The 21,733-nt window shown below is 55.5% G+C and carries 18 protein-coding genes and 4 pseudogenes; 19 read left to right on the forward strand and 3 right to left on the reverse strand.

All coding sequences use genetic code 11. The features are described from left to right. Window positions 1-28: 28 nt before the first annotated feature. Entirely contained in the window at window positions 29-691 is a 663-nt protein-coding gene (locus OEG84_RS19355) for a response regulator (protein ID WP_267655244.1), read from the forward strand. A gap of 70 nt (window positions 692-761) precedes the next feature. Here the strand turns inward: OEG84_RS19355 and OEG84_RS19360 are convergent, their stop codons facing one another. Then, window positions 762-4,262, reverse strand: coding sequence for a PAS domain-containing hybrid sensor histidine kinase/response regulator (locus tag OEG84_RS19360; protein WP_267655245.1), 3,501 nt, complete (start codon window positions 4,260-4,262; stop codon window positions 762-764). A gap of 235 nt (window positions 4,263-4,497) precedes the next feature. Between OEG84_RS19360 and mscL the strand changes: the two genes are divergently transcribed. From mscL to galE, 3 genes are all read left to right on the forward strand, one after another. Then, window positions 4,498-4,911 carry a large conductance mechanosensitive channel protein MscL gene (mscL, locus tag OEG84_RS19365; protein ID WP_267655246.1) on the forward strand — a complete coding sequence of 138 codons (414 nt, stop codon included), beginning with the start codon at window positions 4,498-4,500 and terminating at the stop codon, window positions 4,909-4,911. A 195-nt stretch (window positions 4,912-5,106) separates the two neighbouring features. Next, window positions 5,107-6,273 carry a pyridoxal phosphate-dependent aminotransferase gene (locus OEG84_RS19370; RefSeq protein WP_267655247.1) on the forward strand — a complete coding sequence of 389 codons (1,167 nt, stop codon included), beginning with the start codon at window positions 5,107-5,109 and terminating at the stop codon, window positions 6,271-6,273. An 82-nt stretch (window positions 6,274-6,355) separates the two neighbouring features. After that, window positions 6,356-7,348: a UDP-glucose 4-epimerase GalE gene (gene galE / locus OEG84_RS19375; RefSeq protein ID WP_267655248.1), complete on the forward strand. Its 993-nt coding sequence runs from the start codon at window positions 6,356-6,358 to the stop codon at window positions 7,346-7,348. 110 nt (window positions 7,349-7,458) lie between these two features. Here the strand turns inward: galE and OEG84_RS19380 are convergent, their stop codons facing one another. Both OEG84_RS19380 and OEG84_RS19385 read right to left on the reverse strand, forming a co-directional pair. Next, window positions 7,459-7,836: an enoyl-CoA hydratase-related protein gene (locus tag OEG84_RS19380; protein ID WP_267655249.1), complete on the reverse strand. Its 378-nt coding sequence runs from the start codon at window positions 7,834-7,836 to the stop codon at window positions 7,459-7,461. A gap of 5 nt (window positions 7,837-7,841) precedes the next feature. Further along, on the reverse strand, window positions 7,842-8,111 hold the full coding sequence (locus OEG84_RS19385) for a transposase (protein WP_267655250.1): 270 nt from the start codon (window positions 8,109-8,111) through the stop codon (window positions 7,842-7,844). 360 nt (window positions 8,112-8,471) lie between these two features. On the opposite strand from OEG84_RS19385, the pseudogene OEG84_RS19390 reads away from it, so the two are divergent. The 15 genes and pseudogenes from OEG84_RS19390 to OEG84_RS19460 all read left to right on the forward strand — a co-directional run. Then, window positions 8,472-9,868, forward strand: a pseudogene (locus tag OEG84_RS19390) (hydantoinase/oxoprolinase family protein); the annotation flags it as partial. A 333-nt stretch (window positions 9,869-10,201) separates the two neighbouring features. After that, complete coding sequence (locus OEG84_RS19395) at window positions 10,202-10,507, forward strand: hypothetical protein (protein ID WP_267656263.1); 306 nt, start codon at window positions 10,202-10,204, stop codon at window positions 10,505-10,507. Next, window positions 10,504-12,189, forward strand: a complete 1,686-nt coding sequence (locus OEG84_RS19400) for a hydantoinase B/oxoprolinase family protein (RefSeq protein WP_267655251.1) — start codon at window positions 10,504-10,506, stop codon at window positions 12,187-12,189. The genes OEG84_RS19395 and OEG84_RS19400 overlap by 4 nt, the downstream gene beginning before the upstream one ends. Continuing rightward, on the forward strand, window positions 12,182-12,583 hold the full coding sequence (locus tag OEG84_RS19405) for an SDR family NAD(P)-dependent oxidoreductase (protein ID WP_267655252.1): 402 nt from the start codon (window positions 12,182-12,184) through the stop codon (window positions 12,581-12,583). The genes OEG84_RS19400 and OEG84_RS19405 overlap by 8 nt, the downstream gene beginning before the upstream one ends. A 60-nt stretch (window positions 12,584-12,643) precedes the next feature. Next, a protein-coding gene (locus tag OEG84_RS19410) for an IS5 family transposase (protein ID WP_267655090.1) occupies window positions 12,644-13,478 on the forward strand; the annotation gives its coding sequence in 2 pieces (ribosomal slippage) (window positions 12,644-13,029 and window positions 13,028-13,478; 837 coding nt in all). A gap of 25 nt (window positions 13,479-13,503) precedes the next feature. Then, a pseudogene (locus OEG84_RS19415) lies at window positions 13,504-13,932 on the forward strand (SDR family NAD(P)-dependent oxidoreductase); the annotation flags it as partial. A 39-nt stretch (window positions 13,933-13,971) separates the two neighbouring features. Continuing rightward, a complete protein-coding gene (locus OEG84_RS19420; protein ID WP_267655254.1) occupies window positions 13,972-14,799 on the forward strand; it encodes an aminotransferase class III-fold pyridoxal phosphate-dependent enzyme in 828 nt (275 codons plus the stop codon). Between the two features lie 4 nt (window positions 14,800-14,803). Further along, window positions 14,804-15,253, forward strand: coding sequence for a hypothetical protein (locus OEG84_RS19425; protein ID WP_267655255.1), 450 nt, complete (start codon window positions 14,804-14,806; stop codon window positions 15,251-15,253). Window positions 15,254-15,316: 63 nt separating this feature from the next. Next, the gene (locus OEG84_RS19430; RefSeq protein WP_267655257.1) at window positions 15,317-16,297 is read left to right on the forward strand and encodes an ABC transporter permease; all 981 of its coding nucleotides are present in this window, start codon (window positions 15,317-15,319) and stop codon (window positions 16,295-16,297) included. A 22-nt stretch (window positions 16,298-16,319) separates the two neighbouring features. Continuing rightward, a complete protein-coding gene (locus OEG84_RS19435; RefSeq protein WP_267655258.1) occupies window positions 16,320-17,312 on the forward strand; it encodes a substrate-binding domain-containing protein in 993 nt (330 codons plus the stop codon). 33 nt (window positions 17,313-17,345) lie between these two features. Continuing rightward, window positions 17,346-18,134 carry an ATP-binding cassette domain-containing protein gene (locus tag OEG84_RS19440; protein WP_267655259.1) on the forward strand — a complete coding sequence of 263 codons (789 nt, stop codon included), beginning with the start codon at window positions 17,346-17,348 and terminating at the stop codon, window positions 18,132-18,134. A 39-nt stretch (window positions 18,135-18,173) separates the two neighbouring features. After that, window positions 18,174-19,901, forward strand: coding sequence for an L-arabinonate dehydratase (gene araD, locus OEG84_RS19445; protein WP_267655260.1), 1,728 nt, complete (start codon window positions 18,174-18,176; stop codon window positions 19,899-19,901). A gap of 87 nt (window positions 19,902-19,988) precedes the next feature. Next, the gene (locus OEG84_RS19450; protein ID WP_267655261.1) at window positions 19,989-20,762 is read left to right on the forward strand and encodes an HpcH/HpaI aldolase family protein; all 774 of its coding nucleotides are present in this window, start codon (window positions 19,989-19,991) and stop codon (window positions 20,760-20,762) included. Between the two features lie 154 nt (window positions 20,763-20,916). Continuing rightward, a pseudogene (locus OEG84_RS19455) lies at window positions 20,917-21,326 on the forward strand (transposase); the annotation flags it as partial. A gap of 58 nt (window positions 21,327-21,384) precedes the next feature. Beyond that, window positions 21,385-21,585: pseudogene (locus OEG84_RS19460) on the forward strand (transposase); the annotation flags it as partial. Between the last annotated feature and the right edge of the window lie 148 nt (window positions 21,586-21,733).

The raw sequence follows: 21,733 nt of genomic DNA on the forward strand, positions 1-21,733 counted from the left end.
GCGGCAGCGCGACCGGGAGGGGAACTGCATGGCGCAATTGACATTTATCATCGCTGATGATCACCCGCTGTTTCGGGGAGCGATGCGGCAGGCGCTGGAGGGAATTGAGGCGGAAGTCAACATTCTCGAGGCCGGCGACTTGGAGGGCGCCCGCACCAAGGCCGAGGCGCACCCCGAAGCTGATCTGATCCTGCTTGATTTGACCATGCCTGGCGTGTCCGGGCTGTCGGGGCTCATCGCTTTCCGCGCCGAATTCCCCAGCCTGCCCGTGGTTGTGGTCTCGGCAAGCGACGATCCGCCAACCATGCGACGCTCGCTTGAACTCGGCGCTTCCGGTTTCATTTCGAAATCCGCCAGCATCGAACGAATCCGCCAGGGCGTTCGTACGGTACTCGATGGTGGAATCTGGACCCCGCCCGGGGTCGATCTGGGCTCCGAGCATGATCCGGAGATTGCCGCGCTGATTGCCCGTATCCAGACCCTGACCCCGCAACAGGGCCGGGTACTGGGCATGCTGGCGGAGGGACTGCTCAACAAGCAGATCGCCTATGAGCTCAGCGTGTCGGAAGCTACCATCAAGGCGCACGTCTCCGCCGTTCTGCAAAAGCTCGGAGTCGACAGCCGCACGCAGGCTGTCATCCAGTTGTCCAAGATTGGTGCCGAAGTTCTCGGCCACAACGACGCATCTTGAAGCTCTTGACGCAGCCCTGACACGGGAGCCTGAAGCCTTTTGGTCTCGCGTTGTTGGTTGGCTATGGGCTTTACTCGGCGGCGCTTCGCCGGGTGGCGGTGACCTGGTTGAGGAAGGCCCTGAGCGCCGCGGGCTTGATCGGCTTGTTTTGCGTGGCGATGTGGTGGGTTTCGGCCATGCTGCGCACTTCCGGCGTCCGATCGGCAGTCACCAGTGCCGCCGGGATATCGCGCCGCCACACCTTGCGGGCCGCGACGATGGCCTCGATCCCGGTTCCATCATCAAGATGATAATCCGCAAAAATGGCGTCCGGTGCGTCTTCCGTCTCGGCGATCTCGAGACTTTCCTTCATTGAATCTGCCGATAACACGACGCAGCCCCAGCCGCTCAGAAGCAGTTTCATACCTTCCAGGATCTTTGGTTCGTTATCGACACACAGCACCCGAAGTCCCTTCATATGGGCGGTAATCTGATCGGCGCCGCTGCGATTGAGCGGTGTCTGGATGCGTTCAATATTGGTCTCCACCGGCAACTCGACCCGAAATTCGGTACCCTTGTCCGATTGCGAGGAGATATCAACCGAATGCTTGAGAACACGGGCGATGCGGTCGACAATCGATAGACCCAGCCCCAGCCCGGATGCTGCCCGGGCACCCTCCTCGAGCCGCGCGAACTCCCTGAACACGGTCCGAAACTTGGTCGATGGAATGCCGATGCCGGTATCGATCACCTGAATGATCACCTTGTCGCCACGCCGCCGGACGCCCACCAGCACCCGGCCCTCGCGGGTGTATTTGATGGCGTTGGAAACCAGATTCTGGATCAGTCGGCGCAACAGGTTCGGGTCGGAACGGACATACACGCTGGTTGGCATCACCGTGAAACGCAGGTTCTTCTCGCGCGCTACCGGGGCAAAATCGGTGACCACCCGCAACAGCAGGTCGTTGAGCGGAAAGCTTGCCAGTTGCGGCTTCATCGCCCCGGTGTCGAGCCGCGAAATATCGAGTACAGCGCCAAGAATGGCCTCCACCGATTCCAGTGAGGAATCGATGTTTTGCACCAGCTTGCGGTTGGCCGAGTTGCCAATCCGTTCGACAAGGGTGGAGGAGTAAAGCCGGGCGGCGTTGAGCGGCTGCAAGATGTCGTGGCCTGCGGCGGCGAGAAAGCGTGTCTTGCCGATATTGGCGTCTTCGGCGGCCAGTTGCGCTTTCTCAAGTTCCTTGTTGACCCTGGTCAGTTCCGCTGTGCGCTTGGAAACGCGCTGCTCAAGGGTTTCGTTGGCCTGCTTGAGCGCCATGTCGGCAGCGACCCGCTCGGTGATGTCGGCATAGGTTGTCACGATGCCGCTGTCGGGCATCGGGTTGGACCGGATTTCAACGATCCTCTTGTCGGGGCCGATGGTCAGCGAGAAGGTTTCGTCCATCACCAGGAAACGGTCGAGCGCTTCCTGCTCCTTGCCGGGCTCGATGTCACCGCGGGCGGCCAGAATTGAAATGATGTTTTCCAGCGGAAACCCGACCTGGCCGGCTTGTTCAGGAAGCTCCAGCAACGCCCGGAAGCGCTTGTTCCACACAGTCAGACGGTTGGAACTGTCAAACACCGTAATGCCCTGGTCCATTTGCCCCAGCGCCGTTTGCAACAGATCGCGGTTGTATTGCAGGGCTTCGGAGGCTTCGTCGAGCAGCCGGGCGGTATCGCCGGGCATGTCGTCGGTCCGTTCGAACAGCAGCGACAGCACCAGCCGGGCCGACGCCGAGCCGATGGCGCTTCCGAGCAATTGTTCGGCAAACCGCAACAACCCCATGTCGGCTGGGTCTTGATCGTTGATCCATCGCCCGATCGCCCGCTCATGCGAATGGAACGAACGTTCGGTCCGCTCATGGCCGAGATAGCGGCTGATCGTCTGCTTCAGATCGGCCACGGTTACCTTGGTTTTCCAGCTCCGCCCGGAGGTTGTCAGTCTGCGGCTTTGCGGGATGAACATCGCCGCCTGGATCCGCTCGATTGATTTCGGCCGCCGCGAAAGCGATCCGCCGACATAGAGCAGGCAATTGATGATCAGGCTCAGCACCACGGAGTTGAACAGCGGATCGGCGGTGGGGCCGGTAAAGGAGTGCGTGCCGGGAATGAAAAAATCTAGGATCGCTGCCGCGATATGGCTGTTGTCGGGACCGCCCAGGCTCGGCACCATCAGCATGTAAGCCCAGATCGCAATGCCGCCCGACAGTCCGGCAATAGCGCCGCGGGCATTGGCCTGCCGCCACAGCAGCCCGCCGAAGAACGCAGGCGCCAGCTGGGCAATCGCCGCGAACGACAGCAGCCCGATCGAGGCAAGGCCGGCATTGATGTCAGCGGCGCGGTAATAGGCGAAGCCCAAAAGCAGGATGCCGGCGATCGCCAGGCGCCGGACCAGCAGGATCGATCCTGAAAAGTCGCCGCTGTGGCCGCCCCGGTTTCTGCGCCGCAGCATCACCGGAACAATGATGTCGTTGGATACCATGATGGCGACAGCTACCGAAGCGACGATCACCATTGCGGTTGCCGCCGAAAACCCGCCGATAAAGGCAATCAGCGTGATCACCGGCAAGTCATTGGCCATTGGCAGGGTCAGCACAAACAGGTCGCTCTGTTCCCCCGAACCAAATTGCAGCAACCCCGCGATCGCCACTGGCAGCACGAAGATGTTGATGGCAACCAGGTAGAAAGGCAGCAGCCATCCGGCCAGCTTGAGTTCGCTCGCGGTCCGGTTTTCCACCACCGTGACATGGAACTGGCGCGGCAGCAGGATGATGGCGAAGGCCGAAAGCACGATCAACAGGCCCCAGCGCAAGGGCGGTGTTTCATAGGCAAGCGCCGTCATCACGCTGGTGTTCTGGGTGGCGGCGCTGAGCAGGTCCGAAGGGCCGTCAAAAATGAAGAACACCACCGTCAGGCCGATCATCGTGAAGGCCAGCAACTTGACCACCGATTCCATGGCGATGGCCAGGATCAGGCCGTCCTGGTGTTCGGTGGCATCGGTGTGCCGGGTTCCGAAAATCGCAGCGAATGCAGCCAGCACCAGCGTCACAAAGAAGGAGATGTCGGACAGGAAAAAGGTTCCAGTTACCCGGCTCAACTGCTCGGCATCGACCATCACCGCCACCGATGAAGACACCGCCTTGAGCTGCAACGCGATGTAGGGAATGGTGCCGATCACGGCGATCAGCGCCACCAGCGCCGCCACCATCGGGCTCTTGCCATAGCGCGCCGCCATGAAGTCGGCGATCGAGGTCAGTTTCTCGGCCTTGGCCAGGGTGACGATGCGCTTGAGGACCGGCATACCGAGCGTGAACATCAGGATCGGGCCGATATAGATCGCCGTGAATTCGAGCCCGCGCGAAGCGGCCAGGCCGACCCCGCCGAAATAGGTCCAGGAGGTGCAGTAGATTGCCAGGCTGAGAGAATAGATGATCGGCCGGCCAGCGGTCCGCCGCTGCCGTTGTCGCGCCGAGCGATCGCCATAAGTTGCAATGGCAAACAGCATCAACAAGTAGAAAAGCGCTGATCCGAAAACCAGCCAGCCGGGCATCATGAACTACGCTCTCCTCCGCGCCTACGGATTTCAGCATAGTCCCTCGTTGCCGCCACACAAGGCAGCCTTTGGTTGGGCAAGGCAAGAACTTGCCCACAACCCCCTGAGCCTGCGGTTTTGATGGTTAATTTTCTGTTCATCTATGCTAGGCATGGCCCAAGCCGGTCAGGTTATATGCGCAATTTGGCCGGTCAATATAACGAGGGAAAGCGCATTTTATTTGGAGCAACTAAAAATGCTGAACGAGTTCAAGGCGTTTATCGCCAAGGGCAATGTCATGGACCTGGCGGTCGGCGTCATCATCGGCGGCGCGTTTGGCCTTATCGTCAAATCGTTGGTCGATGATATCATCATGCCAATCGTCGGCGCCATCTTTGGCGGTCTGGACTTTGCCAACTACTTCATTCCGCTAGCCGGTGGCGTGACAGCCTCGACGCTGGAAGCAGCCAGGGAGCAGGGTGCAGTTCTTGCCTATGGTAACTTCCTCACGGTCTTGATCAACTTCCTGATCCTTGCCTGGATCATCTTCTTGATGGTCAGGGCGGTCAATTCGATCCGCGCCAAGGAAGAGGCCGCACCGGAAGCCCCGGCTGCACCTCCTGCCGATGTTGCACTTCTCACCGAGATCCGCGATCTCCTGAAGAAGTAACAGCGCTTGTGTTTCCCTGATGGTTGCTGCAGCCATCGGTGAACCGCGAAAATGGGCTCCGGCGCTTGCGTCCGGGGCTTTTTCGTGCCGGCATTGCTCCCGCACCGCTAGCATCAGTAATATCGATGGATCGATCATCTGCGGGTGGATGCGAGATCAGAAAATCCAGTCTAAGAAGGGCAAACGGAGTTTGTCATGAACCAAGCTGAACATCTCAGTCGCCGCGCCATCGCGGCTCCCGAAAGCGGCATTGTTGCCGTCGTCAATCATGGGCGCCTCAAGCAAGGCCTGATTCCGCTCTGGGCCGGTGAGGGCGACGAGAAAACGCCCGGTTTCATCAGCCGCCCGGCAGCCGAAGCGCTTGTCGCAGGCGAAACCTTCTACACTTGGCAACGCGGCATTCCCGAACTCAGGCAGGCGCTGGCGGATTACTACACGCGCCATTTTGGCAAGACGCTGCCGCTCGATGCTTTCTGCGTGACCGGGTCCGGCATGCAGGCGATCAAGATTGCCGTCGAGGCGGTGACCGATCCGGGCGATGAAATCATCCAGATCACCCCGGCCTGGCCCAATTTTTCCGCTGCCGCGGGGATGTCCGGCAGCGTCGTGGTCTCGGCAACCCTTGACTATGCCGAGGGCCGCTGGAGCATCGATCCCGACCGGATCGCCAATGCCATCACGCCCCGGACCCGGGCGTTGTTCATCAATACGCCTTCCAATCCCACCGGCTGGACCGCGACGCGCGAAGACCTCACAGCCATTCTCGCACTCGCCCGCCAGCACGGGCTCTGGATCATCGCCGATGAAATCTACACGCGGTTCTTCTATGCCGGCGGGCGAGCGCCGTCATTCCTCGACATCATGCATGACGACGACCGCATCATCTTCGTCAATACATTTTCCAAGAACTGGTCGATGACCGGCTGGCGGGTCGGCTGGATCGTCGCCCCGCCATCGCTGATCCAGGTGCTGGAAAACAGCGTTCAGTACCAGACATCGGGCGTCGCCCAGTTCATGCAGAAGGGCGCGCTGGCCGCGGTCGAGCATGGCGATGCCTATGTCGAGAGCCAGGTGGCGCGGGCGGCTGCAGCGCGCGATCTGTTCTGTGACGCGCTGACGGCCACCAACCGGGTGGTAACGCAAAAGCCCGATGGCGCATTTTACGCGTTCTTCCGTATCGACGGAATTACCGACACCAAGGCGGCGGCGATTGATATTGTTGACCGTGCCAATGTCGGCCTGGCTCCCGGTACCGCGTTTGGCGCGGGCGGTGGCAGCTTCCTTCGTGCCTGTTTCCTGCGCAGGCTCGATCATGTCGAGGAGGCTGCAGGCCGGTTGGCGGCCTATATCTCTGCGCTGTAATGGCCCGATCGCAGGCGCGTTCAGGCTTTCTTGAAACTTGACGTTCATTCTGCGCTCGTTGTTGCATAATTGGGGAAGCGCCATGACGGTTCTGGTTACCGGGGGAGCCGGTTATATCGGCAGCCACATGGTATGGGCGCTGCTTGATGCTGGCGAGGACGTGGTCGTCGTCGACCGGCTGTCGACCGGGTTCGACTGGGCCATCCCGCCAGAGGCCAGGCTGATCCGCGCCGATATCGCCGATGCAGCGGCGATGGCCGACATGCTCAAGGCTCATGAGATCGAAGCCATCGTTCACTTCGCCGGCTCGATCTCGGTGCCCGAATCCATTGCCGATCCGCTGAGTTACTACCAGAACAACACTGCCAACTCGCTCGGCCTGATCCGCAGCGCCATCGACGCCGGTGTCAAGAAGTTCGTCTTCTCATCGACCGCCGCGGTTTATGGCACCCCCGATGACGATCGACCGGTCACTGAAACCGATCCTACTTGCCCGCAATCGCCCTATGGCGCTTCCAAGCTGATGACCGAAACAATGCTCGGTGATACTGCCGCCGCTCACGATTTCCGCTATGTCGCGCTGCGCTATTTCAATGTCTCGGGCGCTGATCCGGAAGGCCGCACCGGACAGTCGACCCGCGGCGCCGTTAACCTGATCAAGGTGGCGACAGAAACGGCGATGGGCAAACGCGAGGCGATCGAGGTGTTCGGTACCGATTATCCGACCCGGGACGGCACCTGCGTGCGTGATTTCATCCACGTCAACGATCTGGTTGCGGCCCATCTTGATGCGCTCGGTTACCTGCGGCGCGGCGGTGATAGCCTTGTGGCCAATTGCGGCTATGGGCGCGGCTACACTGTCCAGGAGGTACTCGACGCGGTTCGCCGGGTCAGCGGTCGTGACTTTAAAATCCATCGTGGCCCGCGAAGGACGGGCGACATCGTCACCTCGGTCGCAAATTCCACCCGGGCGCGGACAGTGCTCGACTGGACCCCCCGCCATGACAATATCGACGAGATCGTCGGCAGCGCGCTGGCCTGGGAAGCGTCGCTCGCTCGCCGCAATCACAAATAGGATTCCAGTAGTGCCAACAGGCCGAACAACTGGTGCATTCCGGCTGAAAGCGTCGCTCGGGGCCATACCTCGGGCCTATCGGATGGAAGCCGGCGCCGGCCCTTGGCTTCTCAGTCCTTAAGCGGTTTGAGATTGTCGAAAACCGGCGCGCGCTTTTCGCCGCGGGCGATATAGGCTTCCTTGATGTCATCGGGGCGCAGCATGGCCGCGTTCCATACCGCCACATAGTCGAGCGCATCGGCGGTTGAGTGGTCGCGAGCATAGTTGGCCATGGTCTTGCACCCGGCAATGGCCAGCGGCGAGTGCTCGGCAATCTTTCGAGCGATTGCCATGACCCCGTCGAGCAGCGCTGCGGGGCTGTCAAACACCTCGTTGACCAGGCCGATTTCCCTGGCCTTGTCGGCGGGAAGCCGCTCGGCGGTATACACCATCCGCCGTGCCCACCCCGCCGCCGATACATGGGTGCGAACCACCGTGGAGTCGAACATCAGGATCAAATGTGCCGTGAGCTCAGATTCGCTAGATGATCGAAGAACTCGGCGAACACGCCTGCCTTGCTCAGCCGGTCGAACCGGTTCCAGATGCTGTTCCATTTGCCGAAGCGTTCTGGCAGCGCACGCCGTGTGACATTGTCAACCGAGAAATAATGCAGTGCTTCGAGGAACAACCGGTCATCGCGGGCTTTGGCCCCGCGTCGGGGAAGCGACGCCCGAAACACGGCCAACGCGTTGGCCCAATCCGCATCCGTCATCTTCGTTGACATTGCCGACCCTCCACGTCAGTCGTCATTCCATGAATCACATTGAAAACGCTTCGGGATTCCTCAAACCGATGCGGGCAGCAATTCGTCCAAACGGTTTAGTGAGTGGCTGCGCTCAACCGAAATATTGGATGATCTAAGCGCACCTCGGACTACTTATGCTTGGCTGTCAATGGGCGCACAGAATCGGACGCCGATAATCCTGCTGAAGGGGATAGTTGTAAGTGCCGAAACAAACACATCCTCGTAAAAAGTCATGCGGACGGTTTTTTTGAAACCTTAGGGTTGACATTTTTCGCTTATTCAATGAATTTCATATTACGAAATATTAGTTCATATTAAGAAATTTGGAGAAGCATTCGCATGGGGTTGGTGGTTGGAGTAGATACTGGCGGAACTTTCACAGATCTTCTGCTAGTGGATGGCATAGGCGGCGGCTGCAAGATCGCGAAGATTCCAACCACCCCAGGCGACCAATCAAAGGGATTTTTGGCCGGACTGGCGCTACTTGGAGCAAATCCGGACGCCATAGAGCTTCTTGTTCATGCCACCACCGTCGGAACCAATGCCATGCTGGAGCGAACGGGCGCCATATGCGGAATGCTGACGACTCGCGGTTTCAGAGATGTTTTGGAGTTGGGACGACGAACACGACCAAACGCTTACGGATTATCCGGCAACTTCGATGCCCTTATCGAGAGGCAAAACCGACTGGAAATCCCCGAGCGGATTGACGTTGATGGAAACATTGTCACGCCATTGGACGAACAGGCCGTGAGAGAAGCGGTGTATACTCTCCAGGCTGCGGGAGCAGATTCACTTGTCATCCACTTCATCAACTCATATGTGAACCCTGAGCATGAACAACGCGCCACTGAGATTGCGTTGGAGATTTGGCCGAATTCATTCGTAATTTCCGGATCGGAAATACTTCGCGAAGTTCGTGAGTTCGAACGCGGAACTGCCGCAGCCATCAATGGATATATCAGCCCTATCGTCTCCCGTTATCTGGGCCGCGTAGAAGATGGGCTGCGCGAAGGTGGTTTCCAGGGTGGCTTTCTTGTCATGCAGGGCAATGGAGGAATGGCATCAGCAGCTCAGTCGGGACGGTTGGCAATCAACACAGTCATGTCAGGGCCTGCTGCTGGCGCGATAGCAGCGGGTCTCATCGGTGAGAAGGCTGGCTTTCCCAATTTAATAAGTTGTGACATGGGGGGACCAGCTTCGACGTCACTCTGATCCTCGATGGAGCGCCATCGGTAAGTAGCCAGCGTGACTTGGCCTACGGCGTACCGATCCGCGTTCCTATGGTGGATGTACATACAATCAGTGCGGGAGGCGGCAGCATTGCACGCGTCGATCAAGCTGGCATGCTGCGCGTTGGCCCCGATAGTTCTGGCTCCTCTCCTGGGCCGATCTGCTTCGGTAGAGGCGGGCAATATCCAACTATCACCGACGCCAACATAGTGCTCGGGCGCTTAGATTCATCCTCCATCAATGGTGCCGACACTCGGCCCCCGGTAGAACAAGTCGCAGCGGTGCTCGGTCAATGTATAGGGACTCCACTCGGTCTGAGTAACGTCGAAGCCGCCGCCGCAGTTGTTCAGGTGGCAACAAATGACATGGCGGGTGCAATAAACTTGGTATCAGTCGCACGTGGTCACGATCCTCGCGATTTCGCACTCTTCGCCTTCGGGGGAGCAGGCCCCCTGCATGCAGTCGCGTTGGCACGAGAATTAGGTATTCCAAAGGTTATTATCCCTCCTTTCCCAGGTGTCACCTCCGCAATCGGCAGTATTCTTGCGGATGTCCGCCATGACTTGGTGCAGACGATCAACCGTCCCGTCTCGGAGGTGGATGAGGAAAAGATGACCTCTATTCTACGCCAACAAGGCGTGGAAGGGCGTCGGTTTGTGTTAAATCAAAACCTTCTGTTAAAGGAAGTCGTCGTCGAACACTCGGCGGATTTCCTCTACGATGGCCAGTCCCACGTCTTGCAAATTTCGCTGACCGGCGAACGGTTCAGTTGCTCCGAGGCAATCGCTGCGTTCAAGAAGAGTTACACTCAGCGCTTTTCCATCGATTTGTCGGACATGAGATTAATCCTCGTTAATCTGCGAACGACTGTCATCGGCAAGCGCGACAGGGTCGACGTATCGATCATTGCCCCGAAATCAGATCAGCAGAAGGAACGTTGCGTTTCAACACATATCACGAAAAGTTATTTCGAAGGATCTTGGATTAAAACAAATGTTTATTATCGTGATGCTTTGATTTCTAACAATACATACATCGGACCTGCGATTATCAAGCAAGTAGATACTACGATATATATCGATTCAAAATCCAATTTTAATATAGATGAATTTGGTAATATTATTATTACGGTGAAATTATGAATATTTCAACTGATAAAAACAAACGCTCAGTCGTGGATACGATTACTCTTTCTGTAATTCAGAATAAACTTCGTCATATATGCTCCGAAATGGATATTTCCCATGAGAAAGCATCCTTCTCTCCGGTGATATCCGAAGCTTTCGACCGATCTAATGGAATTTATGATATCAATACCGGAGATGTTATTGCTCAGGGCGAATGGGGACTCCCTATATTCATGGGCGTCATGCAAGAGACTGCGCGTGACACCATTGCCAAGTATCCTGCTTTGAACGAAGGCGATATCGTTGTCGTAAACGACCCCTATCGCGGCGGCACGCACCTCCAGGATGTGCGCATGGTGAAGGCAGTGTTTTATCAGGGCAAGCCTTGGTGCCTACTCGCGAATACGGGGCACTGGCCGGACATAGGGGGAATGGTTCCCGGAGGCTTTGCCTGCCAAGCCACAGAGATCGAACAGGAAGGACTACGAATTCCGCCGGTCAAACTGTGCCGTCAGGGGGTAATGGACGAAGACATCCTCGACATGATTTTGACTAATATTCGTGTGTCTCAAGAGCGCTTCGGAGATATTCGTGCTCAAATCGGAGCATTGCAGGTCGGCGAAAATCGAATCGTCGAATTACTGGACAGATATGGTGTCGACGTCGTTTCATCTGCAATTTCTGAACTACATAACCGTTCAGAGCAGCAAGTACGCACGCTTGTAAGCGAAATTCCGAACGGAAAATACACATCCCAATCGTTCATCGACAGTGATGGAGTCGATGTTGGGCGATTGACAATTAGTCTCACTCTGACAGTCAAAAATGGCGAATTGACTTTCGATTTTACCGGAAGCAGCAAGCCTTGCAGAGGGCCGCTCAATTCCACTTGGGCGACGACCCAAGCATCCGTGTATGTCGCCATGAAGCATATCATGCCGGAAGTTCTGGTTAATGCTGGATGTTTCCGCCCGTTTAATATTGTTCCACCGGAGGGTACGTTTCTCTACGCACGATATCCACGGCCGGTTTCCGGCTGCTCTTCGGAAACATCCCAACGCATAATGGAGGCTATTTTTCTGGCGCTTAGCCAAGCGATACCAGAACGCCTGTTCGCAGCCCCGTTCGGAACTAGTGGCAATTTTACGCTGGGCGGTTACGACCCTGAAAAGGAACGCCACTATATTATGTATTTCTTCTCAGGTGGCGGCTACGGCGGCTGGTGGGCGGGAGATGGTCTAACTAATGGCACTTCCATCCAAGGGATTTCCAAAACCCAGCCGGTAGAGATCTTAGAGCAGCGTTATCCGCTCCTTGTGGAAGAGTATGCGCTGCGCGAAAACTCAGCAGGAGCGGGTAAATACCGTGGCGGCTTTGGTGTCAACTATCGGATGAGGTTGTTGCGTGGCCGAGCGGTAGCGTCGTTTCTTATGGATCATGGTGCAATAGGGCCCCCGGGTATCCTTGGGGGTGAAAGTGGTGCTTCCAACTGCATCGAGTTGGAAGTGGGAGGGCGACAAGTCAACATTCCTCATGTCTCAAAGGGGTCCGGCTTCGCATTGTCGCCGGGTGATGCTGTACAAGTTCGTACGCCGGGCGGCGGTGGTTATGGAGACGCAGCAGACCGCGACCTAGAGAGCCTCGCCGTTGATCGCGCACGTGGATATTTTCGAACGGCCGAGAAGACTGATGACTAAGTCGCTTACAGGAAAAGTCGCCTTAGTCACAGGCGCCGGACGCGGCATTGGCCGGGCCATCGCCGACCACTTGGCAAGTCAAGGGTGCTCGATCGCCATTCACGGAATGCGTGAGAACGGCCCTTCTGAATATGGTGAAGGAAGAACCTTGTCTGAAACCGCGCATCAAATATCAAATCGCCACGACATTAGGACGATGCGCGTTCTAGCTGACCTGACCGATCCTTTACAGGCACGAGCATTGGTGGCCACGGTGGAGCAAGAACTGGGGCCGCTCGATATTTTGGTCCACAACGCCGGCGGCGACATTTCCGCGGCAGGCGGCAAACCCGATCCAAACGACTGCGTTCATATCGTTGCTGACGATGTCAGTGTCGGTCCGCAAAGAAGTTGAATGATATGAATCGTTTGTGATTCGATGCCGTTGATTTGATTCGACGATGGGATGGAGGCTATGTGGACGAAAGCGAACCGTGGGAAATACAATCGGGATGGTCTGCGCTATCCCAGCGATCTGACGGATGCGGAATGGGCGCTGGTCGAGCCTTTGATACCTCCTGCCAAGCGGGGTGGCCGCAGGCGTGAGGTCAATGTGCGCGAGGTTCTTAACGGCCTGCTTTATGTTCTCAGCACCGGCTGCCAATGGCGGGCTGTTCCGAAGGACTTGCCGCCGAAGAGCACCCTGTTCAGCTATTTCGACCTTTGGAACTGGGACGGCACACTCGGCCGTATTCATCAGGAGCTTTATGTGAAATGCCGCGAGGCGATGGGACGCGAGGCTAGCCCGACGGCGGCGGTCATCGACAGCCAGAGCGTCAAAGGCGCGGAAAAAGGGGGCTTGTATCGACCCGAGCGGGTATGATGCGGGGAAGAAGGTCAAGGGTAAGAAGCGGCATATCCTTGTCGACACGGTAGGTCTGCTGCTGCATGCGCTGGTTCATCCAGCCGACATCCAGGACCGCGACGGCGGTCTGCTGGTCATCAAGACGTTGTTCGGGCGCTATCCGTTTTTGAAGAAACTCTTTGCGGACGGTGGCTATCAGGGACCTGTCTTCGCCAAGGGTCAGAAGAAGGCCATGCCCGGGCTGGCGATCAAGATCATCAAGCGATCCGACATCGTCAAGGGTTTTGAGGTTCTGCCGAGACGCTGGGTGGTCGAACGGACTTTCGCGTGGCTTGGGCGATGCCGCAGGCTAGCCAAGGACTTCGAGAACCTGTCGCGCAACGCGCTCGCCTTTCTCAAACTCGCGTCTATCCGCCTCATGCTGCGAAGGCTCTGTTCAAAATGAACAACTTTCCGGACCGACTCTCAGGGCTGTGATTGAGCGCAATCTCCTGGCCACGATTTTTACCTGCCAAGCGGCTGCTGAAGGAATGATGCAAAGGCGAAACGGTCGAATTGTCACAATCAGCTCAACTGCTGCGTTTATTGGAAGGCCAAATTCCGCGATATATGCGACGGCCAAAGCTGCAGCAGTTCATTATACAAGGTGCCTTGCCACCCAACTGCGTCCATTTTGCATAAACGTCAATTCGATCGCGCCTGGGGAAACTCGTACTGCTCGCTTTTTGGCCACCAGGGAGGTCGACGAGAACCGACTCATGGATGGGGGCACACTGGATCGGGTCGCCCTTATCGATGAAGTAAGTCGCGTGACGGAAGTATTCGTAGGCCCACTTGGCGATTTCGTCAGTGGCCAGGTCATTCGTGTGGATGGAGGTGCTCAATGTTGGCCTGCATAACAGACTGCAGGACTTCATTGGAGTAATGGGAGATTGTTGATGTCACAAATTGAACTGGTGAATGCGTGGGCGAAAGCTACGCCGGGTCCATCATGGGGCTACATGAACCTACCCGCGCAACTCAGCCCTGTAATTGTAAGGGGCAATGGCGCCAGAGTCTTTGATGCATCGGGAAAATCCTATGTCGACCACCTCCTGAGCAGCGGACCGTTGATCGTAGGTCACGCTCATCCCGTAGTTGTGGAGGCTGTGACCGATCAATTATCGAGGGGATCGGCATACTTTGCGATAAATATGCCAGCTATTGAACTTGCTCAAGAGATCCTCGGCGCCTCTCTGTGTGGTGATACTCTGCACTACCAAACCACCGGTAGCGAAGCAACGGCGGCAGCACTGCGGATTGCACGGGCTGCAACAGGCCGATCGAAAGTAATAAAATTCGAAGGTGGCTTTCATGGAAGCCACGATCTAGCACAATTGTCGAACGATGCAGTCGTCGATCGACCAGCGCCCATGATTAACCCTTCTAGCGCTGGTGGATCTCCGGGTATGTGCCAAGATGCGTTAATCGCAGTTTATAATGACATCACATCGGTCGAAGCGCTCGTGGCGCAGAATCGAGACAATATTGCATGCGTCATCATTGAGCCGATCCAACGTGCAATTATGCCTCAACCCGGATTCTTGGAGCAGCTACGCGCACTGACGCACAAGGAAGGGATACTCCTGATCTATGATGAAGTCGTAACCGGTTTTCGGGTGGCTTGGGGGGGGCTCAAGAGGTGTTCGGGGTCGTTCCTGATCTTGCCTGCTATGGAAAGGCGATTGGTGGGGGTTCCCTCTTTCGGCCGTTGTTGGCCCTCGTGAGTTGATGAGCCTCGCCGACCCTCGACGTCGTGATGCGGGGGAACCTTATTGCTTCCTTTCCGGGACGTTGACTGGAAATCCAATTTCGGCGACTGCGGGGCTCGCTACGCTTAGGTTGCTGAAGGAACCTGGTACCTACGACAGGCTCCGCGCACGCACGCATCAACTTAGTGACGGCATCAGGCAAATGGGGCAGCGCAAGGGAATTCAACTTCTCGTCGGCGAATGTTGCTCGATGATCCAAGTATATTTCACCGAGCAAAACACTTTGTCCAATGCACGAGACGTCTTGAAGACCGACAAGAAAATGGCCGTGAAATTCGGGCGCAAGCTGATCGAAAACGGTGTCCTGACAACACCGGGTGGCAAGATGTATCTCTCTACAGGACACAGCGAAGAGGATATTGAGGAAACTCTCTCTGTTATTGGAATGACTTTGGATGAAATCATATAATAACAAAAATTTGTTTCGGCAATTCTCAAAATTGTGGAATTAGAAATAGTAAAAGGCACGAATATGAGTGATACGGTCAATCCACCCCCTCCAAATAAATATAAATCTGCAGAAATCGTAGATTTAGCTATCCGACACAGCAACGTACTCGCATTGATAGCACTAATAGTGATAGCAGGAGTAGCGTCTCCATACTTCTTCGAATGGAGAAACATCATGAACTTTCTGCGAGGATCAGCGCCTCTTGCTTTGGTGGCGATCGGAACGACGATCGTAATTCTGAGTCGCGGCATCGATCTTTCAGTTGGTTCATTGGTAGGCGTTTCTGCAACGGTCGTAGCGGCAATAATACCATTCAACCCAGTACTTGCAGTTACGCTCGCACTCGTTAGCGGACTCCTTCTTGGAGCTGTCAACGGATTTCTTATAACCCGATTCAACTTGCAACCTTTCATAGCCACTCTAGCGATGCTCATTTCAGGGCGTGGAATTGTATACATGTACACGGAAGGGTCCAATATCGTCGTTCGCGATCCTCCGAAATGGTTCAGTTTTATCGGTTCTGGATACGTTGGCCCGTTCCCCACCCCGGTCGTTATCGCAGTCGCTGCCTTCATCTGCATGATCTTAGTCATGCGCGAAACGCAATTCGGCCGCCATGTGTACGGGATTGGGGCTAACGAAGAAGCTTGCAAGCTTTTTGGCATCAACGTCAAAGGAGTTACGCTCCGCATATACATGCTTAGTGGCCTGCTCTCCGCTTTGGCAGGGATTATACTTGTGAGTCGACTGACCGTCGCGGAACCCAACGCCGGACACCTCATGGAGCTGGATGCGATATCCGCAACGTTGATTGGGGGAACGACATTCACGGGTGGCATCGGCAGTCTTGGAGGAACGGTAATTGGCGTTCTCGTACTGGCAATTTTGGGAAATACGCTCAACCTGGTGGGGATATCACCATTCCTCCAGATGTTCCTTCAGGGTGTGATCATCGTGATCGCTGTCCTGATGAGTGAAATGCGGCAGAAAGTCTTGAAATAAACCAATAACTTGGAGGAAAGAAATGACTGATAAATCAAAAACTGTATCCCGTCGCACCTTATTGGGAGGAATGGTTGGAGCTGGCCTGGCGATGCCAGTCATTCTAAACAGCGCCTTGGCGGAATCATCACTCAAAGGTATGCGGGTGGGCTATTCGACCAGTCTTGCCGCCAATGAATGGATGGTGGCGCAGCGTCGCGGTGTAATAGAAACTTCGGCAAAGCACGGCTTCGAGCTATCGGTTGTGGATGCCAATGACCGACCTTCAAAACAAGTTCAGGACATAGAGGATCTGGTGGTGCGGCGTATGGATGCCATTATCATCAACACCTACTACGCTGATGCAATCACACCCGCTGTAAAACAGATTAACGAAGCGGGAATTCCTTTAGTAGTACTAAGTTCTTCGTTAGCAAGTAGTGTTGAATGGACGGCGCATCTTGCCACCGACAATTTGGGGACTTCCACCAGAGCTGGCCACATCTATGCAGAAAAGCTTAACGGCAAGGGCAAAGTGATCCTTATAGAGGGGAAAACTGGATCGTTTGTTAATGAGGAGCGAACTCGTGGATGGCGTTCCGTAATCGATAAAAACCCGGAAATTGAGATAGTCGGTCATGCCGTTGCAAACTATGAGCGGGGCCTTGCACTGCGAAAGATGGAAGAATTTCTGAATAGTCAACGAGATATCGATGCCGTCTACTGTAATAATGACGAAATGGCGCTCGGCGTACTTCAGGCGGTTCGAGAAGCAGGTCGCGAGAGGGATATTTGGATTACCGGATATGACGGTGTGCAACCAGATATCATGCATGCGATCGCGAAAGGCGAAATATTCGGAACTTTCCACAACAGCCCGATGGGTGTCGAAGGTGTCGAGGTTGTCGCCAAAATTCTGCGTGATGAACCGGTCGACAAACGTATTGTTTTCCAGTCTCCCTTCATAAATGCGGAAAACCTCGCCGAGTTCTGGGATCCGGAATCAGGCATGAAGATGAGGCCTTCGCAGATCTAGCTGCGTAGTTTCTAAATAGCGAGGGAGGAAGGTATGAAAGCGAATGATTGGGAGGCTCCGAAAGGAACGAAAACCTTTCTTCATGCTAAGTCGATCTCTAAGAGTTATGGCGGTCTCAAAGCCGTCAGCGAGGTTGACCTCAAAATCCACAGGGGCGAGGTTGTTGCCCTTGTGGGAGACAATGGCGCAGGGAAATCAACTCTTATAAAGATGCTGTCTGGCGTCATCTCTCCGGACAGGGGTGCCATAGAGATAGACGGTCAGCCGATAAGGTTCCTTGGTCCCAGCGATGCCCGAACGGCTGGAATAGAAACGCTGCATCAACACTTAGGACTTGTTGAGGTCTTCAATGTTCCGGAGAACATTTTCCTCGGACAGGAGCTAACGCGCCGTCGTCTTGGTATCTTCAAGGGACTTGACCACGCCAAAATGCGGAGGTTAACGGAGGAATTGCTCCGCCGAGTAGATCTGCGATTGCCGTCGCTCGACCAACCTGTGAAAGCAATGTCAGGCGGGCAAAGGCAAGCGGTCGCCATCACTCGCATGCTGTTGAATGAGGTGCACTTGCTCATCATGGACGAGCCGATGGCCGCGCTCGGTGTTGATGAAGGACGCAAAGTTCTCGATCTGATCGTAACCCTTCGGGAACGAGAATTGTCAACACTCATCATCAGTCACAATCTCGAACATGTCTTCGCAATTGCTGATCGTATTGCAGTGATGAAAAATGGAGAACTTATCTCGGTTGTAAATACTCGGGAAACAACCAGCGATGAGGTCGTAGGTATGATCGTCTCCGGCCGCAGTTACAAGGAAGCCTGATTCAGATTCGAAACGACGTTATTTGGTGAGGAGAGAAAGATGGTAGAGCGCCGCAAATCCAAAGACCTTAGGAGTAGTCGCTGGTTCGCGGCAGAGGATCTGCGCGGTTTTGGCCACCGCTCTCGTGCGATGCAAATGGGCTACGACACGGATGATTTTCTTGGCAAACCGGTCGTGGCAATTATCAATACGTGGAGCGACATAAACCCTTGCCACGCTCACTTCCGCAATCGCGTGGAACACGTGAAGCGCGGGGTACTCCAGGGCGGTGGTTTTCCACTCGAATTGCCCGCGATGTCGCTGTCGGAGAATTTTGTCAAGCCCACGACGATGCTCTATCGCAACCTGCTGGCGATGGAAGTTGAGGAACTGCTTCGATGCCATCCGGTAGACGGGGTTGTGCTTATGGGAGGTTGCGACAAAACTACGCCAGCGACCGTTATGGGTGCGGTCAGTATGAATCTTCCGATGATCTTCCTTCCGGCCGGTCCGATGATGCGAGGGCATGTCAACGGGAAGATTGTCGGATCGGGTTCCGATGTATGGAAATACTGGGCTGAAAAGGAGGCAGGTAACATTTCCGAGGGGGACTGGAGAGATATTGAGGCCGGTATTGCCAGATCGCACGGAACATGTATGACGATGGGTACTGCTTCGACCATGACTCTCATCACAGAGGCTCTTGGCCTGAGCCTTCCCGGGGCCTCTTCGATTCCTGCGGGTGATTCGGCGCATCCACGTATGTCGGCTGCCTGTGGGCGGCGTATCGTCGAAATGATCTGGAATGACGTCACCCCGAGCACAATTCTCACACGGAGGTCGTTCGAGAACGCGCTAGTGGTTCATAATGCGATCGCGGGTTCGACTAATGCCATCATTCATCTAATCGCCATGGCGGGTCGCGCTGGAGTATCCTTGACTATGGACGACTTCGACATTTCCGCAAGAACCACTCCTGTGATTGCAAATCTGAGACCATCCGGCGCATGGCTAATGGAGGACTTTCATATTGCCGGTGGCACTCGCGCTCTTCTAAATGTTCTTTCTCCTTTTCTTCATCTCGATGAAAAGACCATCTCGGGTAGGACGCTTGGAGAGAATTTGGTCGGAGCAAAGGTCTTTGACAACGACGTCATCAGGCCACTCGACAAACCGATCTCATCCATAGTGGGTACTGCGGTGCTGTTCGGCAACCTAGCACCAAACGGTTGCGTGATGAAGCCGGCGGCCGCCGAAGCGAGGCTTTTAAGACATACAGGCCCAGCGTTGGTTTTCGATAACTACGACGACATGGCTAAGGCAATCAACGATCCTGATTTAGACGTGACACCTGACCATGTGCTGATCCTCCGGAATGCGGGCCCAGTTGGTGGGCCCGGCATGCCGGAATGGGGGATGCTGCCGATACCACGAAAGCTACTGCACAAGGGGGTTCGCGACATGTTACGGATATCTGACGCGCGAATGAGTGGTACGAGTTATGGGGCGTGCATACTTCATGTCTCTCCAGAGGCTCATGTCGGAGGGCCTTTGTCCGCAGTTCGAAACGGCGACCTAATCTCCGTCGATGTTGAAGCTCGTTCGCTGAACTTGCTCGTTCCTGATGTTGTGATCGCAGAGCGTATGTCTTCATCTTCGAGCCCTCCTCCCTCTTCATCTCGTGGTTTCGCGGGGATGTTCACCAGACATGTGACGCAGGCACACCTTGGTTGCGATTTTGATTTTTTGGAAGGAGTGGAAATCTTGCCGGAGCCAGAAATTCACTAAACATCTTATTCCCAATGAGTACCGCAATTTTAGAACCGTAATGTGATCTAAAACTCTAGAGAGCATTGAAGGAAGCAGGCAGTAGAGATGGAAATTAGACGCAATCGTTTCAAACGAGCACTGGAAAAGCGCATTCCGCAAATCGGAATGTGGACCAATCTTGGCTCTGATTTTATTGCAGAGATAATCGCGGATGCTGAGTTCGATTGGATCCTATTGGATATGGAACATGCGCCAAATGAAATTGGAGATGTGCTGAGACAATTGCAGGCTGTTGACTGCCGTCATACAGCACCGATTGTGCGCCCCCCGTGGAATGATCCCGTCATTCTGAAGCGTCTGCTGGATCTGGGATTCCAAAGCTTCTTGATACCTTTCGTGCAAAACCATCATGAAGCGGAACTGGCGGTGAAGGCGACCAGATACCCACCGTTGGGTAACCGAGGGGTGGCCGGATCTATGCGAGCGTCTCGGTTTGGCCGCGTGAAAAATTACACGCAGGAAGCTGCAGATGAGATCTGCGTTCTTGTCCAGGTGGAAACACGGGAAGCATTGGACAATTTGGAGGACATCGCGGCAACAGAAGGAGTGGACGGCGTCTTTATCGGTCCCTCAGACCTCGCGGCGTCGGTTGGTTATCTCGGACGACCTGACCATCCTGATATGAAGGCATTAATTTCAGAGGCGATCCGGCGAATCAATTCCGCCGGCAAAGTTGCTGGTATCCTTGCGCCGATCCCTTCTGACGCTCATCGTTGGCTCGATGAGGGAGCCATGTTCGTATCAGTTGGGGTTGACGCGAACATGGTGGTTCGCTCAACAGCGGAACTCCGGGCCCAGTTTCCTGCATCTTCAGCCTAAACGTTTGATCCCGGATTTTGGTGGTGCAATATTTCCCTTGTGATGGAGAAAAGCACGATAGTGTCAATCGGCATGCAATCCTGACCCCTGGAGTTGCCCCCTGAAAGTGGTCCACCAACTGGGATAGATTATCCCTCAAATTGGAGGATCAGCGATGGCTGGAAAACGAGAGAAGCCGGAAGAGATTGTATCGAAGCTTCGGCAGGTTGAAGTTCTGCAAGGGCAAGGTGCGACGATTGCTGACGCGGTGCGCCAGATCGGCGTGACACAGCAGACGTTTTATCGATGGCGGAAGCTCTATGGCGGGATGCAGCGATCTCAACTCACTCGGCTGAAAGAGCTGGAGAAGGAGAACCAGCGGCTTCGGCGGGCGGTGTCTGACCTGACACTGGACAAACTCATCCTGACCGAGGCGGCAAAGGGAAACTTCTAAGCCCTTCGCGTCGTCGCAAGTGCATCGACCATGTGCGGCGGGAGCTTGGCGTATCGGAACGCCGCGCCTGCCGCACGCTCGGACAACACCGATCCACACAGCGCAAGGTGCCACAGGGCCGGGCAGATGAAGAACGTGAACCGCCCCGAGTTTGCCGGAGGCTCCAACTTCTGAGAGAGTGGAGCCATTATGAGCAAGACAACGAACAAGTTTTCACCTGAGGTCCGCAACCGTGCCATTCGCATGGTGCTGGACCATGAAGCCGAGCATCCATCACGCTGGGCCGCCGTTTCATCTATCGCTGCCAAGATCGGCTGCTCACCAGCCACGCTGCACGACTGGGTCAAGAAGACCGAGGTCGACAGCGGCAAACGAGCAGGCGTGCCGAGCTGCGTATTCCGGGGCGATCCGGCCACTGATTCCGATAGCATCCGGCCACCCATTCCGATTTGATCCGGCCGGGGATTCCGGGGCATCCGGCCACCCCCATTTCAACCCAGTTTAGGCTGCTGCGAGGCGATCTGTAACAGGGCTACTG

Source organism: Hoeflea algicola, from assembly GCF_026619415.1.
Lineage (GTDB): Bacteria > Pseudomonadota > Alphaproteobacteria > Rhizobiales > Rhizobiaceae > Hoeflea > Hoeflea algicola.

Bases quoted from the DNA above. Each gene is read 5' to 3' on its own strand.
- OEG84_RS19435 (WP_267655258.1), top strand. From the start codon at position 16,320: ATGACTGATAAATCAAAAACTGTATCCCGTCGCACCTTATTGGGAGGA.
- OEG84_RS19400 (WP_267655251.1), top strand. From the start codon at position 10,504: ATGAATATTTCAACTGATAAAAACAAACGCTCAGTCGTGGATACGATT.
- OEG84_RS19355 (WP_267655244.1), top strand. From the start codon at position 29: ATGGCGCAATTGACATTTATCATCGCTGATGATCACCCGCTGTTTCGG.
- OEG84_RS19380 (WP_267655249.1), bottom strand. From the start codon at position 7,836: ATGTTCGACTCCACGGTGGTTCGCACCCATGTATCGGCGGCGGGGTGG.
- OEG84_RS19420 (WP_267655254.1), top strand. From the start codon at position 13,972: ATGTCACAAATTGAACTGGTGAATGCGTGGGCGAAAGCTACGCCGGGT.
- araD (WP_267655260.1), top strand. From the start codon at position 18,174: ATGGTAGAGCGCCGCAAATCCAAAGACCTTAGGAGTAGTCGCTGGTTC.
- OEG84_RS19360 (WP_267655245.1), bottom strand. From the start codon at position 4,262: ATGATGCCCGGCTGGCTGGTTTTCGGATCAGCGCTTTTCTACTTGTTG.
- galE (WP_267655248.1), top strand. From the start codon at position 6,356: ATGACGGTTCTGGTTACCGGGGGAGCCGGTTATATCGGCAGCCACATG.
- OEG84_RS19385 (WP_267655250.1), bottom strand. From the start codon at position 8,111: ATGTCAACGAAGATGACGGATGCGGATTGGGCCAACGCGTTGGCCGTG.
- OEG84_RS19425 (WP_267655255.1), top strand. From the start codon at position 14,804: ATGAGCCTCGCCGACCCTCGACGTCGTGATGCGGGGGAACCTTATTGC.
- mscL (WP_267655246.1), top strand. From the start codon at position 4,498: ATGCTGAACGAGTTCAAGGCGTTTATCGCCAAGGGCAATGTCATGGAC.
- OEG84_RS19430 (WP_267655257.1), top strand. From the start codon at position 15,317: ATGAGTGATACGGTCAATCCACCCCCTCCAAATAAATATAAATCTGCA.
- OEG84_RS19450 (WP_267655261.1), top strand. From the start codon at position 19,989: ATGGAAATTAGACGCAATCGTTTCAAACGAGCACTGGAAAAGCGCATT.
- OEG84_RS19440 (WP_267655259.1), top strand. From the start codon at position 17,346: ATGAAAGCGAATGATTGGGAGGCTCCGAAAGGAACGAAAACCTTTCTT.
- OEG84_RS19370 (WP_267655247.1), top strand. From the start codon at position 5,107: ATGAACCAAGCTGAACATCTCAGTCGCCGCGCCATCGCGGCTCCCGAA.
- OEG84_RS19405 (WP_267655252.1), top strand. From the start codon at position 12,182: ATGACTAAGTCGCTTACAGGAAAAGTCGCCTTAGTCACAGGCGCCGGA.
- OEG84_RS19395 (WP_267656263.1), top strand. From the start codon at position 10,202: ATGAGATTAATCCTCGTTAATCTGCGAACGACTGTCATCGGCAAGCGC.